General features: G+C 58.3%; 17 protein-coding genes. 12 read left to right on the top strand and 5 right to left on the bottom strand.

What is annotated here, in order from left to right; all coding sequences use genetic code 11:
- Window position 1: 1 nt before the first annotated feature.
- Window positions 2-1,147, bottom strand: a complete 1,146-nt coding sequence (gene ctaA / locus ACR0AW_RS03250) for a heme A synthase (protein WP_170732326.1) — start codon at window positions 1,145-1,147, stop codon at window positions 2-4.
- Between the two features lie 59 nt (window positions 1,148-1,206).
- Window positions 1,207-1,950, bottom strand: a complete 744-nt coding sequence (locus ACR0AW_RS03255; protein ID WP_170732328.1) for an RNA methyltransferase — start codon at window positions 1,948-1,950, stop codon at window positions 1,207-1,209.
- 163 nt (window positions 1,951-2,113) lie between these two features.
- Between ACR0AW_RS03255 and ACR0AW_RS03260 the strand changes: the two genes are divergently transcribed.
- From ACR0AW_RS03260 to ACR0AW_RS03275, 4 genes are all read left to right on the top strand, one after another.
- Complete coding sequence (locus tag ACR0AW_RS03260; protein ID WP_170732330.1) at window positions 2,114-2,734, top strand: thiamine phosphate synthase; 621 nt, start codon at window positions 2,114-2,116, stop codon at window positions 2,732-2,734.
- 55 nt (window positions 2,735-2,789) lie between these two features.
- Window positions 2,790-3,683, top strand: coding sequence for a PfkB family carbohydrate kinase (locus tag ACR0AW_RS03265; RefSeq protein ID WP_170509655.1), 894 nt, complete (start codon window positions 2,790-2,792; stop codon window positions 3,681-3,683).
- On the top strand, window positions 3,680-4,594 hold the full coding sequence (locus ACR0AW_RS03270) for a pseudouridine-5'-phosphate glycosidase (protein WP_170406047.1): 915 nt from the start codon (window positions 3,680-3,682) through the stop codon (window positions 4,592-4,594). Before ACR0AW_RS03265 ends, ACR0AW_RS03270 begins: the two co-directional genes overlap by 4 nt.
- Window positions 4,595-4,657: 63 nt before the next feature.
- On the top strand, window positions 4,658-5,335 hold the full coding sequence (locus tag ACR0AW_RS03275) for a DUF502 domain-containing protein (protein WP_170396909.1): 678 nt from the start codon (window positions 4,658-4,660) through the stop codon (window positions 5,333-5,335).
- On the opposite strand, the gene ACR0AW_RS03280 is transcribed toward ACR0AW_RS03275, so the two are convergent.
- Together ACR0AW_RS03280 and ACR0AW_RS03285 are read right to left on the bottom strand one after the other, a co-directional pair.
- Window positions 5,336-6,361 (bottom strand): patatin-like phospholipase family protein, encoded by a 1,026-nt coding sequence (locus ACR0AW_RS03280; RefSeq protein WP_170732332.1) that lies wholly within the window; start codon window positions 6,359-6,361, stop codon window positions 5,336-5,338.
- A gap of 64 nt (window positions 6,362-6,425) precedes the next feature.
- Window positions 6,426-7,199, bottom strand: coding sequence for a 3-hydroxybutyrate dehydrogenase (locus ACR0AW_RS03285; protein WP_170421879.1), 774 nt, complete (start codon window positions 7,197-7,199; stop codon window positions 6,426-6,428).
- A 293-nt stretch (window positions 7,200-7,492) separates the two neighbouring features.
- Between ACR0AW_RS03285 and ACR0AW_RS03290 the strand changes: the two genes are divergently transcribed.
- From ACR0AW_RS03290 to ACR0AW_RS03310, 5 genes are all read left to right on the top strand, one after another.
- Window positions 7,493-9,319 carry an extracellular solute-binding protein gene (locus ACR0AW_RS03290; RefSeq protein WP_480438584.1) on the top strand — a complete coding sequence of 609 codons (1,827 nt, stop codon included), beginning with the start codon at window positions 7,493-7,495 and terminating at the stop codon, window positions 9,317-9,319.
- 32 nt (window positions 9,320-9,351) lie between these two features.
- On the top strand, window positions 9,352-10,176 hold the full coding sequence (locus ACR0AW_RS03295; RefSeq protein ID WP_170421885.1) for an arsenate reductase/protein-tyrosine-phosphatase family protein: 825 nt from the start codon (window positions 9,352-9,354) through the stop codon (window positions 10,174-10,176).
- 26 nt (window positions 10,177-10,202) lie between these two features.
- On the top strand, window positions 10,203-10,679 hold the full coding sequence (locus ACR0AW_RS03300; RefSeq protein ID WP_170732334.1) for an arsenate reductase ArsC: 477 nt from the start codon (window positions 10,203-10,205) through the stop codon (window positions 10,677-10,679).
- Window positions 10,676-11,335, top strand: a complete 660-nt coding sequence (locus ACR0AW_RS03305; RefSeq protein ID WP_170465314.1) for an aquaporin — start codon at window positions 10,676-10,678, stop codon at window positions 11,333-11,335. Before ACR0AW_RS03300 ends, ACR0AW_RS03305 begins: the two co-directional genes overlap by 4 nt.
- A gap of 187 nt (window positions 11,336-11,522) precedes the next feature.
- Window positions 11,523-11,759, top strand: coding sequence for a hypothetical protein (locus ACR0AW_RS03310; RefSeq protein WP_170396893.1), 237 nt, complete (start codon window positions 11,523-11,525; stop codon window positions 11,757-11,759).
- Here ACR0AW_RS03310 and ACR0AW_RS03315 read toward each other — a convergent pair.
- Window positions 11,748-12,371, bottom strand: coding sequence for an XRE family transcriptional regulator (locus ACR0AW_RS03315; protein WP_170396891.1), 624 nt, complete (start codon window positions 12,369-12,371; stop codon window positions 11,748-11,750). The two genes, ACR0AW_RS03310 and ACR0AW_RS03315, sit on opposite strands and share 12 nt — an antisense overlap.
- A gap of 65 nt (window positions 12,372-12,436) precedes the next feature.
- On the opposite strand from ACR0AW_RS03315, the gene ACR0AW_RS03320 reads away from it, so the two are divergent.
- The 3 genes from ACR0AW_RS03320 to ACR0AW_RS03330 all read left to right on the top strand — a co-directional run bounded on the left by ACR0AW_RS03320 (window position 12,437) and on the right by ACR0AW_RS03330 (window position 15,892).
- A complete protein-coding gene (locus tag ACR0AW_RS03320) occupies window positions 12,437-13,954 on the top strand; it encodes a class I adenylate-forming enzyme family protein (RefSeq protein WP_170732335.1) in 1,518 nt (505 codons plus the stop codon).
- Complete coding sequence (locus ACR0AW_RS03325; protein WP_170732336.1) at window positions 13,951-14,610, top strand: DsbA family oxidoreductase; 660 nt, start codon at window positions 13,951-13,953, stop codon at window positions 14,608-14,610. The genes ACR0AW_RS03320 and ACR0AW_RS03325 overlap by 4 nt, the downstream gene beginning before the upstream one ends.
- Before the next feature lie 73 nt (window positions 14,611-14,683).
- A complete protein-coding gene (locus ACR0AW_RS03330) occupies window positions 14,684-15,892 on the top strand; it encodes a multidrug effflux MFS transporter (protein WP_170406074.1) in 1,209 nt (402 codons plus the stop codon).
- Window positions 15,893-15,939: the final 47 nt, after the last annotated feature.

The following is a 15,939-nucleotide window of genomic DNA, read 5'->3' on the forward strand; positions in this document are numbered from 1 at the left end:
ATCATGCTCCGCGCACAGATGTTGCGATAGGGTAAGCTGTCAGGAAGCGGGCGCGCAGGATCAGTGTCCAGACGACCACGGCCATGAACTGGTGGAAAATGGCGATCTGCCAAGGTGCCGCATAGACGACTGTGATGATGCCCACGACCACTTGCAGTGACAAAGCCGCGAACATGGCGTTGAAGGCAAAGCGGGTCTGTGGGTGCGCGCTGCTGCCACCGCGCCGCCAGACTATGATGGCGAAAATAAAGAGCAGATAGCCGACGCAACGGTGGATAAACTGCACCAGACCGGGACTTTCAAAGAAGTTACGCCACATCGGTTCCAGCATGGCCGCATCGGGCGGCAGCAACTGACCGCCAATCAGAGGCCAGTCAGTGTAGGACCTCCCCGCGTCGATCCCGGCCACCAGCGCACCGATGAGGATTTGCAGGAAGGTGAAGTGCAGCAGTCCGGTCGATATCGAGAAAAGCTTAGCCTCTTTCGCGCGGCGGGCCTGCATCAGGTCACGTTCGTCACGGCCAAGTTCAAAGATGTACCAGGCAAGAAAGCCGAGGATCACGAAGGCCAAGCCAAGATGCGTTGCCAGACGATAGCTGGCAACGGCGGTCATGCCTTCACCCTGTGTGACGCCCGAGGCGACCATCCACCAGCCTACAGCACCCTGAACACCGCCAAGCAAGCCGGGGATCAGCAGCTTACCAGCCCATCCTGTAGGAATCTTGCGGGTCACAAGGAAACCGATAAATCCAACGGCCCAAACCAATCCTATCACGCGGCCCAACTGGCGATGGCCCCATTCCCACCAATAGATGGTTTTGAAATCATCCAGCTCCATCCATTGGTTCTGAATGCGCCACTGGTCAATCTGCTTGTATTTATCGAATTCGGCTTGCCAGTCGGCAGCGTTCATCGGCGGGATCGCACCCGTAATAGGTCGCCATTCGGTGATCGATAGACCACTGTCGGTCAGCCGCGTGAGCCCGCCCACGGCAATCATGATCACGACCAGCGCGAACAGGATCATCAGCCAAACCCGGATCGCGACCCGCGCACCGCCACGCCCCCGGTCGATCATACCGGGTTGGACGGCCTGTTGTTTTTCGCTGTCCGAGACCTCTTCGAAGATGCTGCGCTTACCGCTCATGCTGTCCTCATGTCCTGTTTTCGTCGCAAGCTATGGTTTGGCGGAAGATAGGTCCAGCCTCAGCTTTTGTCTTTCCAGCGGACCATCTGCCGCATGATCCCGTGAAGCATCTGCACATCGGCCCGTGTCATCCGCATCCGCGACCACAGATTGCGCAGGTTCACCTTCATTCCTTCGGCTTTTTCAGGCGGGTAGAAGAACCCGGCTTCTTCCAGACGGTCTTCGTAGTGCTCGACCAGTTTCTCCACTTCGATCCCGGTGGCCCAGTCACCCTTGCCAAGATCGGTGGCTTCGTGAACAACGTCCCCGGTCTGGCGCATCCATTCATAGGCCGTCAGCAACACGCATTGTCCGAGGTTCAATGAGGCGTAATCCGGATTCACCGATACCGAGATTATCGCGTTAGCCTTGGCGATATCCTCATTCTCAAGCCCTGCCCGTTCCGGGCCAAACAGCACGGCCACTTTTTCACCCGCCGCCACTTTCTCAGCCGCGATCTGCATCGCGCGTTCGGGGCTATAGACTGGTTTGGTCAGGCCGCGCTGCCGCGCTGTGGTGGCAAAGACAAAGGTTTTATCTGCCAGAGATCCGGCCAGATCGTCGAACAACTGCGCCTCGTCCAGCAGCCGCCCCGCCCCGCTCGACATGGCTACCGCCTTGGGGTTTGGCCACCCGTCACGCGGTGCCACGATCCGCATCCGGTCCAGTCCGAAGTTCCACATCGCCCGCGCCGCAGCACCGATGTTTTCACCCATCTGCGGGCGCACGAGCACAAATGAAGGCTGGGATGTATCGCTGGGCATGGCTTACTCCAAAAAACTCCGCCTGCTCTAATTCGCATACATGGCCATAGCAACCCGATCCCTTTCTTCTGTTTCCAAATACCCGCTTGGAAGGCATAAAAGTTTGCTTCCCCCGCGCAATCCGCTAAACCGCGCGAAAGATGACAAACCCGAAGGACGCGCCATGGAACCCCCCGAGCAGCCGCAGATTTACCTGATCACGCCTCCGACCATCGCGCTGAGCACATTCCCCGACCAATTGGGCCGCGTGCTGGACGGGGCCGATGTTGCCTGTATCCGTCTTGCTTTGGCGGGCAACGACGAAGACACCATTGCACGCGCTGCCGATGCCTGCCGCGAAGTTGCGCATGCGCGCGACGTGGCCATCGTGATTTCCAACCACGTCCTGCTGGCGCAACGGTTGGGTCTGGACGGGGTGCATCTGGATGACGGCGCGCGGTCTATCCGGGCGGCCCGCAAGGAACTGGGCGCGGATGCGATTGTCGGCAGCTTCTGCGGAGCCTCCAGCCATGACGGGATGACTGCTGGTGAAAGTGGCGCGGATTACGTGGCCTTTGGCCCGGTTGGTTCCGCCACGCTGGGCGATGGTACTCAGGCCGAAAAGGACCTGTTCCAATGGTGGTCCGAAATGATCGAGGTTCCCGTCGTGGCCGAGGGCGGCCTGACGTCCGATCTGATCCGAGACCTCACCCCCTGCACCGATTTCTTCGGCATCGGAGAGGAAATCTGGTCGCAAGATAACCCGTTGGAGGCGCTGAACTCTCTGATTGCCGCAATGCGCTGAGGGATGCGAGCGTTAACCCTTGCACCCGCGTCGGGGCTGCGGCATGACACAAGGCATGAACAAGAACAGCGAAATTTTGTGCATCGGCTCGGTCCTTTGGGACGTGATCGGACGCTCGGCCAGCGCCATGCGACAGGGCTCGGATGTACCTGGCCGCATTACTCGCCTGCCGGGTGGCGTCGCCATGAACATCGCCATGACGCTGGTGCGGTTCGGAATGACCCCGACTTTGCTGACCGCAATTGGCCGCGACGCTGAAGGCGACGAATTGGTCCGGTCCTGCGCGCGTTTGGGGATGGTCACCGATCACATCTATCGCTCGCAAGACCTGCCAACCGACAGATATATGGCGGTTGAAGGAGCCAACGGGCTGATCGCCGCCATTGCCGACGCCCATTCGCTTGAAGCTGCCGGAGCCAAAATCCTGCGTCCCTTGATGCATGGTCCGCTGGGCTATGAAAATACGCCATTCGAAGGGCCCATCGCGCTGGACGGTAACCTGACGCTTACCTTGCTTGAAGAGATCGCCCAAAGCCCCGCCTTCGCCAAAGCCGACCTGCGCGTCGCCCCGGCGTCGCCCGGCAAGGCAGAACGGCTGCTGCCCTTCCTCAAACACGCCCGTGCAACGCTCTATGTGAATCTCGAAGAGGCCGGACTGCTTTGCCAACGCGAGTTCACCGATTCCGAGAGCGCCGCCAAAGGCCTGCTGGACCGTGGCGCGTTGCGGGTTCTTGTGACCGATGGCGGCAACTCGGCCACCGTCGGGGATGCTGATGCTGTCTTGACCCAAACACCCCCGTCCGTTCTGGTCACCCGCGTGACCGGCGCGGGTGACACTTTCATGGCCGCCCATATCGCCGCCGAGGCGAATGGTGCCGACAGCGACGCGGCACTCAGCCGCGCGCTGCGCGCCGCTGCAACCTATGTTTCCGGAGAAACCCCACTGTGATCACCATTCACTATTCCGCAGAGGTCCGCGCCGCCAAGGATGCGGGCCAACCAATCGTGGCATTGGAAAGCACCATCATCACCCATGGCATGCCCTACCCCCAGAACATCGAGGTCGCGGCACAGGTTGAACAAGACATCCGCGATGCGGGCGCCGTTCCAGCAACGATTGCCGTTATTGACGGAGTTTTGCACGTCGGCCTCGAAGCCGACCAGCTGAGCGCACTGGGTCAGGCGCAAGGCGTCGCCAAACTGTCACGCGCTGACATGGCCGCCTGCCTCGCTACAGGCGGCACCGGGGCCACCACCGTCGCCGCAACAATGATCGCCGCACATTATGCAGGCATTGAGGTCTTCGCCACCGGAGGCATCGGTGGGGTGCATCAGGGGGCCGAAACCTCCTTCGACATCTCCGCTGACCTGCACGAGCTCGCGCAGACCCCGGTGACTGTGGTCGCGGCCGGGGCCAAAGCCATCCTCGACCTCGCCAAAACGCTTGAAGTTCTGGAAACGCTCGGCGTCCCCGTCATCGCCCACGGACAGGACGAGTTCCCAGCCTTCTGGTCCGCAAAATCACCCTTGGCAGCCCCGCTGCGCATGGATGATGCCGCTGACATAGCAAAAGCCCACGCAGCACGGCGTGCGTTGGGGCTGCCGGGTGGTCAGTTGGTCGCTAACCCGATCCCGCAAGCCGACCAGATCCCGTCCGAGGAGCTGGCCCCGATCATCGCGTCCGCACAGGCCGATGCAGAAACTCACCGGATCACTGGCAAAGGCGTCACACCTTATCTGCTACAGCGTATCTATGAACAGACCGAAGGCCGTTCGCTTACCGCCAACATCGCTTTGGTACGCAACAACGCCCGACTGGCAGCGGTCATCGCGCGTGCGCTAACGGAATCAGCCCACTGACCCCAGCTATTGCACCAAGCGCCCGGACTGCTTACCTAATTCCGCAAACCACTCAGGACCGCAATGAACACTCCGTTTGACGAAGAACCCCACCGACGCCCCGGCCTGTTCTCCCGGCTACGCGCGTCCTTTCTGACTGGTATCGTCGTCATTGCTCCGGTGTGGCTGACCATCTGGTTGATCTGGTCTGTGGTTGGCTGGATCGACAGTGCCGTCCTGCCACTGATCCCGCAACGGTTCCAACCCTCGGAATATGTCGGCATCAACCTGCGCGGCGTTGGCGTGGTCATATTCCTGCTGTTCACGATTATCGTCGGCTGGATTGCAAAGGGCATCCTGGGCCGTTCGCTGATCCATTTCGCCGAAAGTGTCGTCGACCGCATGCCCGTGGTCCGTTCGGTTTATTCCGGGATCAAGCAAATCTCGGAAACTGTGTTCGCCCAGACCGAGCGGTCTTTCGAAAAAGCCTGCCTGATCCAGTATCCGCGCCGGGGCATCTGGGCAATCGGCTTCGTCTCGACAACAGCGCGCGGTGAAGTGAGCGATCGCGCCGAAACCGGGGGCGAGTTGCTAAGCGTGTTTGTCCCGACAACCCCAAACCCCACATCCGGGTTCCTGTTGTTTTTCCCCGCAGAGGATGTGATCCTGCTGGATATGTCCATCGAGGATGCAGCCAAGCTGGTGATCTCAGCGGGTCTGGTTTACCCGAATGACAAAGACCCAACCCAGCCGCCTGAATAATCAACCAAACATTGCGGGCAAATCGACCGTGCTCCGCTGACCCAGATCGTCCTTATGCACGCTCAGAAACTGATCCACCGCATCGCGCCCGGACTGTTTCAGCCGGTTCAGCACAACCGGGTTTGGCACGATCTTGGTGGCCGCTGAAAGGTCGTTCATCAAGGCGTCATCAGCGATCATATGCACCAGCACCCGGCTCATCTCACCAGCCTTCAGCTTGCCTTCGGCCAGAAGCCGTTGAACGAAATTGATCGCACGCAGCTCGCGAAACAACGATGAGTTAAAGCTGATCTCATTGATCCGGTTCTGAATCTGCTGCGGCGTTTTAGGCACCTCATCGCGTTCCAGCGGGTTGATGTTCACAATCACCACATCATCTGGCAAATCCCCACCGAACAACGGATAAAGCGCCGGGTTTCCGGTATAGCCGCCATCCCAATACGCTTCGGTCCGCTCGGATTTCGGGTCATAGATTTCAACCGCCTGAAACAGGTTCGGCAAGCAGGCCGAGGCCAGAATCGCATCGGTCGAAATCTCCTCGCCTGTGAACACGCGAATCTTGCCGCTGCGCACACAGGTGGCGCAGACAAACAGCGCGGGCCCTTCGTCTGCACAAATCTCATCAAAGTTGAACCGATCCACAACCGGGGTGAGCGGATTGCGATAAAACGGCCCATAGGCGTAAGGCGATACCAGCCGCGACCATGCTTCGGCCATCGAGAACGGAACGGAGTACTCCAACGCTTGTGCAACATGAGCAGGCTCAATGCCCCGCATCCAATGGGCAATTCGCATATCGCCGACGGCACCCATGCGTTTCCAAAGCCCATCCAGACACGCCCGCGCCCCTTCGCGCCCTGCATGCACCATCCCTGATTTGAACGCTGCCCCGTTCAAAGCGCCGGCCGAAGTCCCAGTGATCGCGGCAATCTCGATATCCTCTTCATCCAGCAATCGATCCAGTACACCCCAGGTAAACGCGCCATGCGCCCCACCGCCCTGCAATGCCAGATTGATCCGTTTCATGGTTCCGCCTCTTCATCTGGCCAGAAATACCTCGGGGGTATGGGGGCAGAGCCCCCATGGTCCCTCACAATGCCGTCCATCCCCCATCCACGGATATCGTCGTTCCTGTGATCTGTGCCGCTGCATCCGAGCACAAGAAGATCGTAGTTCCGCCCAGCTGCTCGACCGTGGCAAACTCCTTCGACGGCTGCCGCTCCAGCAGGATGTTCTTCACCACATCCTCGCGGCTCATATTGTACTCTTTCATCGTGTTGGGAATTTGCGCCTCAACCAATGGAGTCAGTACGTATCCCGGACAAATAGCATTGCAGGTAATCGGCTCCTGCGCAGTCTCCAGCGCCACGGTCTTGCTCATGCCGACGACACCATGCTTTGCCGCGATGTAAGCCGCCTTGTAGGGCGAGGCCGTCAGACCGTGAGCCGAGGCAATATTCACGATCCGCCCCCAGCCCGCCGCGCGCATCATCGGAAGCGCTGCCGCCATCGTATGAAAGACCGAATTCATGTTGATCGCGATGATCGCATCCCATTTGTCCGACGGAAACTGATCGATCGGAGCCACATGCTGAATGCCGGCGTTGTTCACCAGAATGTCACAAGCACCTGCCTGTTCGATCAGTGCACGGCATTCATCGCCCTTGGACATATCTGCCTTGATATAGCGCGCGTTGGTTCCCGTCTCTTTGCCAATCTCGGTGGCCAGCGCATGATCTTCATCACGGTCGGTGAACGAATTCAGCACCACATCCGCCCCGGCCTTCGCCAGCTCACGCGCGATGCCCAGCCCAATCCCCGAATTCGACCCCGTGACGACGGCTGTTTTGCCCGACAGACTCATGGCACTCTCCTTATGAGTTTTTGTTTCTCAAACACAGTGCCATGCTGCACCTGCAAAGAAAACGGGGAATGATCTGATCCGCGCACCCGCACGAGTTTTGCCAAAAAAAACGCCCGCACGAAGCGGGCGTTAAGTTATTGAGGCAGGTTTCATACAGGCAAGAAACCTATCGAGCAGTAGAACCTTTATAAGCAATTCCACGCCCTCGTCCAAGCTAAAAGTTTGATAATAAGAAAAATCATGGCTACGGTGAATCCCAAACAAAATAAGGCCAGAGCAGGATTGTTTCCAAAATGAGCCCCGATTATCTCCGCCCCCTTCGTCCCGCGATTGTGGGAATCACCTGTATTTTCGCCGCCTCAATGGCGTCAGCAGAATCGGCCCATGGCATAGCTATGTATGGTGACCCGGCCCTACCACCGGATTTTGTGTCGCTACCCTACGCAAATCCTGACGCGCCCAAGGGCGGCAAGGTCGTATTTGGCAATACCGGCGGCTATAACAGTCTGAACCCGTTTGTGCAAAAAGGCACCGCGCCGTGGCAGTTGCGATTTTGGACTCATGAAAGCCTGATGGGCCGCTCCTGGGACGAACCTTTCACTCTTTACGGGTTGTTAGCCGAATCAGTTGAGACGGATTCGGACCGAACCTGGGTCGAATTCACGCTGCGCGAAAATGCTGAATTCTCGGATGGATCGCCGGTCACTGTCGATGACGTGATCTGGTCGTATGAGACACTGGGCACCGAAGGCCACCTGCGATATCGCGGGCTGTGGGGCAAGATTGATAGCATTGAAAAGACTGGACCGCGCAGCGTTCGGATCACTTTTAACGAACCGGATCGCGAACTGGCCCTGATCGCCGGAATGCGCCCGATCCTGCAAAAAGCGCAGTGGGAGGGAAAGTCGTTCGCTGACGCTCAACTACACGATATACCCATCGGTTCCGGACCATACGTAATCGATGACTATGAGGCTGGCCGCTATGTGAACCTGCGTCGCAATCCTGACTATTGGGGTGCCGATATCCCCTTCCGCAAGGGCACGATGAATCTGGATGACATGCGGGTTGAGTTCTACGGAGACGGCACAGTCGCGTTTGAAGCGTTCAAAGCTGGCGAGCTTTCGGCCGTTCGTGAATTCAACGCGGATAAATGGAACACGCAGTACAACTTCCCAGCGGTTCAGCGCGGTGATGTTGTGAAGACGGAAATTCCCCATCAAAAGCCGTCAGGCATGACCGGCTTTGTCATGAACACGCGCAAGGCCCCATTCGATGACTGGCGCGTACGCGAGGCACTAACGCTGGCCTTCAACTTCGAGTTCATCAACGACACCATTACAGGCGGCACGCAGCCCAGGATCACCTCCTATTTCTCGGGATCGGAATTGGGGATGCAACCCGGACCGGCCACTGGTCGTGTCGAGGAATTGCTTCAACCTTACACCGCCGAGTTGGCACCGGGCACGCTGGATGGATATGAATTGCCTCAAAGCGATGGAACCGAACGCAACCGTCGCAATATCCGCAAAGCGCTTAAACTGCTGGAAGAGGCCGGATGGACAATTCAGGACGGCCAGCTTCGCGACGCCAGCGGTGAGCCGTTTGTGATTGATCTGGTCATCAGCCAGGGCAGCCTGAATGTGGTGCAGGATGTCGGCGTGATCGCGGAAATCTACGCCCGCGCCCTCGAACGCCTGGGTATCCAGTTGACAGTCGAGAAAGTAGATGACGCGCAATATACTTCACGCATCGATGCGCAAGATTTTGACATGACCCCGTTCCGTCGAGCGCTGTCGCTCTCGCCAGGCAACGAACAACGTCTGTATTGGGGCAGCGAAAACGCAAATGCTCCCGGGACGCGGAATGTTATGGGCCTGACCTCGCCCGCCGTGGACGGGCTGATCGACGCGATGCTGGCCTCGGAAAGCCACGAGGATTTTGTTGCGGCAACGCGCGCGCTGGATCGTGTTCTGACAGCGGGTCGCTATGTCATTCCTATCTGGAGCTTTGATGTCGGCCGTATCGCCCATGTCAAAGAGCTGAAACAACCCGACACTCTGCCAATTTATGGCGATGGGCCAGAATATATGCCACAGGTCTGGTGGTTTCAGGATTGACGAGTCCTTTCTATTTCCATATTTCATGAATTATGGAAATAGAGATTCATGACAGGCTGAACGCACTCGCACATCCCAAGCGGCTGGATCTGTTCCGGCTGTTGATGCGTCGCTATCCAGATTCCGTTGCTGCGGGTCAGATTGCCGAGGCTTTAGCGCTGAAACCCAATACTGCGTCAACCTACCTGAATGCATTGAAATCCGCCGGGCTGATCCAGCAGTCGCGCAGCGGGACATCATTGCAATATGCCGCCAACTTACCAGCGGTGCGCGGGCTGTTTGATGAGTTGCTGGGCGGTTGCTGTCAAAATCGTCCTGATTTGTGCATGCAACCCTCGGATGACCCCGTTATGGCGTCCCCTGACCGCGTCATGAATGCGCTTTTCCTCTGCACCGGAAACTCGGCCCGTTCGATCATGGCGGAAGCCATCCTAAACAATGAAGGTAACGGCTTGTTTCGCGCTTATTCGGCAGGAACGGCACCATCGGACGGACCAAATTCAATCGTTTTGGAACTCTTGAAGCAAAAAGACTACGACACGACCTCGCTCCGCTCAAAATCACTGGAAGAATTTGCCGCTGCTGATGCCCCAAAGATGGATTTTGTCTTTACCGTCTGCGACCACGCGGCGAACGAGGCCTGCCCCGCTTGGCCAGGACAACCGATAAGCGCGCATTGGGGTCTGCCCGATCCGGTCAAAGTTGAAGGAACCGACGCGCAAAAGCAGCTGGCATTCCAGCAGGCCTACGGATTGCTGCGCAACCGTATCACCGCCTTTGCAAGCCTCCCGTTCGAAACGCTCGACCGCATCTCACTACAGCACAAGGTGGATGATATCGGTCGAATGGCCGAATAGTCCTCGATCAATCCAAGGATACCCCCATGAACATACTGGTTCTATGCACCGGCAACTCGGCTCGGTCGATTCTGCTGGAGTCGCTCTTCAATCACACCGGCGAAGGGCGTGTACGCGCCTATTCAGCAGGCTCCAACCCGACCGGGAAGGTGCATCCGCAATCCTTGACGCTGCTTGGTGCCGAAGGCCATGACATCCGCGATGCCCGCTCTAAAAGCTGGGATGAGTTTGCAGCAGAAGATGCTCCGGAAATGGACATAGTGATCACGGTTTGCGGCTCAGCCGCCGAAGAGACATGCCCCGTCTGGCCCGGCGCGCCCGTACGCGCGCATTGGGGTGTCGAGGACCCAGCCGCCGCGTCTCAGTCAGACTGGGAAACCGCCTTTAGGACCGCATATGACATTCTTGGGCGCCGCGCCGAAGCACTTCTGGAGCTGCCCATTGAAACCATGGACAGCGTTGAACTCTCGGCCCATCTCAAACGTATAGGAGCCCTGCTGTGAGCGCCCGCCAATACTTTGCCGAATTCCTCGGAACCGCCTTCCTGCTGATCGGCGTTGTCGGATCAGGCATCATGGCGCAAACCTTGTCCGACGGGAACATCGCGCTGGCGTTGCTGGCCAATGCAATTGCGACCGGCTGCATCCTTTACGCTATCATCACTACGCTCGGCCCTGTCTCGGGCGCTCACTTCAACCCTGCAGTGACATTGGCCTTTGCGCTGCGCGGTGAACATCCCTGGCGTGCGGTCACCCCTTACATGCTTGTTCAGATTGCCGGAGGTATCGCGGGGGTCTGGGCCAGCCATTACATGTTTGACCTGCCGATTCTGCAAACTTCGGAAACGATGCATCGTACCGGGGCACATCAGTGGTTTTCGGAGATTGTCGCCACTTTGGGTTTGCTCTTTGTGATTTTCGGCGGAATTCGGCACAAGCCGGACACGGTACCAGCCCTTGTGGGCCTCTATATTACCGGCGCCTACTGGTATACGTCTTCCACAAGTTTTGCTAATCCGGCCGTTACAATCGCAAGGGGCTTTACGGATACCTTTGCGGGGATATACCCTGCGCACATTCCGATGTTCATAATTATGCAGTTAATTGCTGTATTTATCGGACACAAAATACTGAACTGGTTATTCGAACCAGCAGAATAACGGACCGGCCGCCACTCACTTTACAGCAGGTCCGTGGGCCCGTTGCGGTATCTCCGCAGCGGGTTTTTTGCATCTTATCTCCCGACTCCGGCTGCGACATTTTGTCATGTCTGCAGCAACGCACGGCGCTCCGTAGGCTGTCTTGGGGGAGAGCAATCCTGAAACACCAACTAAGGAAGGCTCGCAGATGCTAAACTGGGCTGATCTGACGCAAGACTGGGACGCGTCATATGCGCGTGCAAAACGTAGGTTTCCGAACCTGCGGGATAGGGATATGGCGCGCGTTGGCGAAGATCGCAAACAGTTCGAAGCTTACCTGGCCGAGCGTCACCACCTGACCGTAAACGAGGCGCGCGAAGAGCTTGAGGATTTCCTGTTCACCGAAGCATTGAACCGCGAAGCGGCCCAAGCCCTAAGCAAGTGACGTCACCCACAGGATCGTCGCATCCTCATCACTGACCGAAATGACGTTATGCCCCATGCTGCCGTCGTAATAAGCGCTGTCGCCGCGGCGCATTTCGACCGGCTCATAGAACTCGGTAAACAACCGCACCACTCCGGTCAGGACATACAGAAATTCCTCACCATCGTGACGCACCCAGCCGTCAAATTCTTCCATCGAGCGTGCACGTACACGGGCGCGATAGGGCAGCATCTGCTTTTTGGTCAGCGTTTCTGCCAGCAACTCATGTTCGTAGGTGGTGGTCGCATGGGCCGCACCCCCGCCCATCTTGGTCACTGCCATTCGACCGATCACCTGATCGCGTTGTGGCGGCGTAAAAAGCTGAGGCACCGAAATCTCCAATCCGGTCGCCAGCTTTTTCAAAGCATCATAGGTCGGAGACATCTGACCATTTTCGATCTTGCTGAGTGTCGACCGAGCCAGACCCGCCTGACTCGCCGCCTGTTCCAGCGTCCAGTTGCGGGCTTTACGCAGTTCGCGCACGCGCGCGCCCAGATCGACCGGCTCCAACTCGGTGTTGACACCATTGTCGCGGGCAATTCTGACGATAGATTTATGATCATTGGTGGCCATGGGTCTTTCTATAGGGCGAGCATGCCCTGCTTGCAACGCGCCTCGCACGGGGATAGCCAGTTCTAATGTTGTCGATCTTTGATCAGGGGCCGCCTACGCCCTGCCCGCGCCCATTCAATCTTGCCGCGCATGTGCTGCGCCATGCGAAAAGTTCAGCTGAGAAGACCGCACTTTCGGTGCTGGGATCGGATGGTGCAACAGACTGGACCTATGGCGATCTGCATTCGGCGATAATGGGCACCGGTTCAGGATTGCTGCAGAGCGGCCTTCGCGCCCAAGACATTGTTCTCATGCGATTGGGCAATACCGTCGATTTTCCGATCGCCTATCTGGGCGCAATCGCCGTGGGGCTGGTCCCCGTGCCCACCTCATCACAACTGACCGAGCAAGAGACCGCAAAGATCGTCGACGATCTGAAACCCGCCGCCATTTTGCGAGATCCCCAGGTCGCCTGCGCGGCGCACCCGGATCAGATCATGCTGCCTGAACTGGCCCGGATGCGATCACTGCCGCCTGCAAGTTTTGCCATGGGAGATCCCGAGCGGCTTGCCTACGTGGTCTACACTTCGGGCACTTCGGGCAAACCCCGTGCGGTTGCGCATGCACACCGCGCCATCTGGGCTCGGCAGATGATGGTCGACGGCTGGTATGGCCTGAAATCCTCGGACCGGCTGTGCCATGCGGGGGCATTCAATTGGACCTACACGCTGGGCACCGGCTTGATGGACCCTTGGGCCATTGGTGCAACGGCTCTGATCCCTGAACCCGGGACAGACATACGCGATCTGCCTGCCCTGTTGAAACAACATCGTGCCACCATCTTTGCAGCCGCACCGGGGGTCTTTCGGAAGATGATGCAAAGTGACACGCAGCCCGGCCTTCCCGATCTGCGCCACGGCCTTTGCGCCGGGGAAAAGCTGTCGCGACACCTGCATGAAAAATGGGTGCACTTCACCGGCACCGAGCTTTATGAGGCTTACGGCATGTCCGAATGCTCGACCTTCATCTCATCCAGCCCAAGCCACCCGGCACGCGGCACAGCGTTGGGGCAGCCGCAGCCCGGGCGTCGGATTGCCATCCTCGGGCCGGATGGCCCTGTGCCACAAGGTCAGGAAGGTACAATAGCCGTACATCGCGAAGATCCGGGCCTGATGCTGACCTATCTGAATGCCCCCGACGAGGCCGCTGCTCGGATGCAGGGGGATTGGTTCCTGACCGGTGATCAAGGCGCGATGGCGGTTGATGGGCAAATCACCTATCTGGGTCGAGATGACGACATGATGAATGCGGGCGGATATCGCGTTTCCCCGGTCGAAGTCGAGGCGGCCTTATCCACCCATCCCGAGATCACCCAGGTCGGGGCGGCTACGGTTGAGGTAAAACAGGACAGTTCGATCATCGTTGCCTTCTACACTGGCCCCGAAGAACTGGACGCGGCGGACCTGCACGCCTATGTGTCTGACAAGTTGGCGCGCTACAAACAGCCGCGTGCCTTTGTCCATCTGCCCGCCTTGCCCACCGGAGGCAACGGCAAACTTCTGCGCCGCGCCCTGCCGGCCTATTTCAAGGCGACGTCCGAATGACACACACTGTAAAGCTCGACATCATGTCCGATCCGATTTGCCCCTGGTGCTATATCGGCAAGACCCATCTGGACAAAGCGCTCGCCGAAGTGCCAAACCACCCCTTTGTGATCGAGTGGCACCCCTTTCAGCTGAACCCCGATATGCCCGACGAGGGCATGGATCGGCGCGAATACCTTGAACGGAAGTTCGGCGGCAAGGACGGAGCAGTTCGCGCATACGCTCCCGTTGTCGAACATGCCGAAAACGCAGGTTTGAATATCGATTTCGAAGGCATGAAACGCACGCCCAACACGCTGGATGCCCACCGCCTGATCCACTGGGCGGGGATCGAGGGCAAGCAGGATGCCGTGGTCGATGCACTCTTTAATGCTTACTTCGTCGAGGCGCGTGATATTGGTGATCATGAGGTGTTGGCTGATGTCGCCGACAGCGTCGGCATGGACGCAGCGGTCGTACTGAAACTGCTGCAGTCAGACGCCGACCGAGAAGATATCCGTAACCGCGACAGCCATTCACGCGAAATGGGCGTAAATTCGGTTCCCACATATATCGTTGCAAACCAGCACGCCGTTCCGGGCGCGCAACCTCCTGAATTGTGGGCAAAAGTGATCGCTGAGATCATGTCTCAGATTGAGGCTTCCCCTGCAGAATAGCACATACCCCTGTGCATTTCTGATCTAGTCCAACCCGAAACGCCGTGATAGCGCATTCGGGAAGGAGTTCCCCATGGCCGACCGCATGTCCCGGGGCGAATTCATTGCGTTGATCGCGATGATGTTCGCCACGATAGCCTTTTCGATCGATTCAATGCTGCCAGCCCTGCCCGAGATCGGCGCAGAGCTCAGCCCCTACGATCTGAACAAAGCACAGTTGATCCTGACCTCTTTTGTGCTGGGCATGGGGATCGGCACATTCTTTACTGGGCCAATTTCCGATGCGGTCGGGCGCAAGCCGGTGATTTATGGTGGTGCCGCTCTCTATATACTGGCCTGCGCTGTTGCGTGGTCCAGCTCATCGCTTGAACTGGTGTTGGCTGCGCGCATCGCGCAGGGCCTCGGGGCGGCCGGGCCGCGCGTTGTGGCCATGGCGATCATTCGCGACTTATTTTCAGGGCGCGAGATGGCGCGCATCATCTCGATTGCGATGATGATCTTTACTCTGGTCCCCGCCGTGGCACCGCTGCTAGGCGCAGGCGTTATTGCACTGGTCGGCTGGCGCGGCATCTTTGTGTCCTTCATCATATTCGCCACGATCATCGTGATCTGGATGGCCACGCGCCTGCCTGAATCTCTGGCGCCCGAAAACCGGCGCCCCTTCCGCCTGCCCCTGATGATTGCGGCAGTGCATGAGATGTTCGCACACCCCACCGTACGCCTCTCGATCCTGGTGCAGACCCTTTGCATGGGGTTGCTGTTCACCATGCTAACGATGGTTCAGCCGGTTTTTGACGTCATCCATGATCGGGCAGACAGCTTTCCCTTCTGGTTCGCCTTCGTGGCGCTGATCTCGGGTTCGGCCAGCCTTTTGAACGCCGCCGTGGTCGTACGCGTCGGGATGCGCCGTATGGTGACCTGGGCCTTGGGCGCGCAGATTCTGATCACAAGCGCCGTCATCATCCTGAACATGACACCACTTTCACCGGGCGCGTCATTTGCTGTTTTTGTGGCGTGGCAGACCTCGATCTTCTTTATGGCCGGTGTAACCATGGGCAACCTGAACGCCATTGCCATGGAACCTATGGGTCATATCGCGGGAATGGCTGCCTCGGTCATTGGCTCGATCGCCACAATTCTGGCGGCTGCCATCGCGGCCCCTATTGGGCTGTTATTTGACGGGTCGATCACACCGCTGACGACCGGAGTACTGACGATGTGCATCCTTGGCTTCGGCCTGATGCTACATATGGGCCGGATCGAAAACAGACTGCCCGCCTGATCTGTGCAGAGCCGCTGAAACACGCTAACCTTCCCGCAAATCGTGGG

Source organism: Ruegeria sp. C5 (assembly GCF_056537605.1).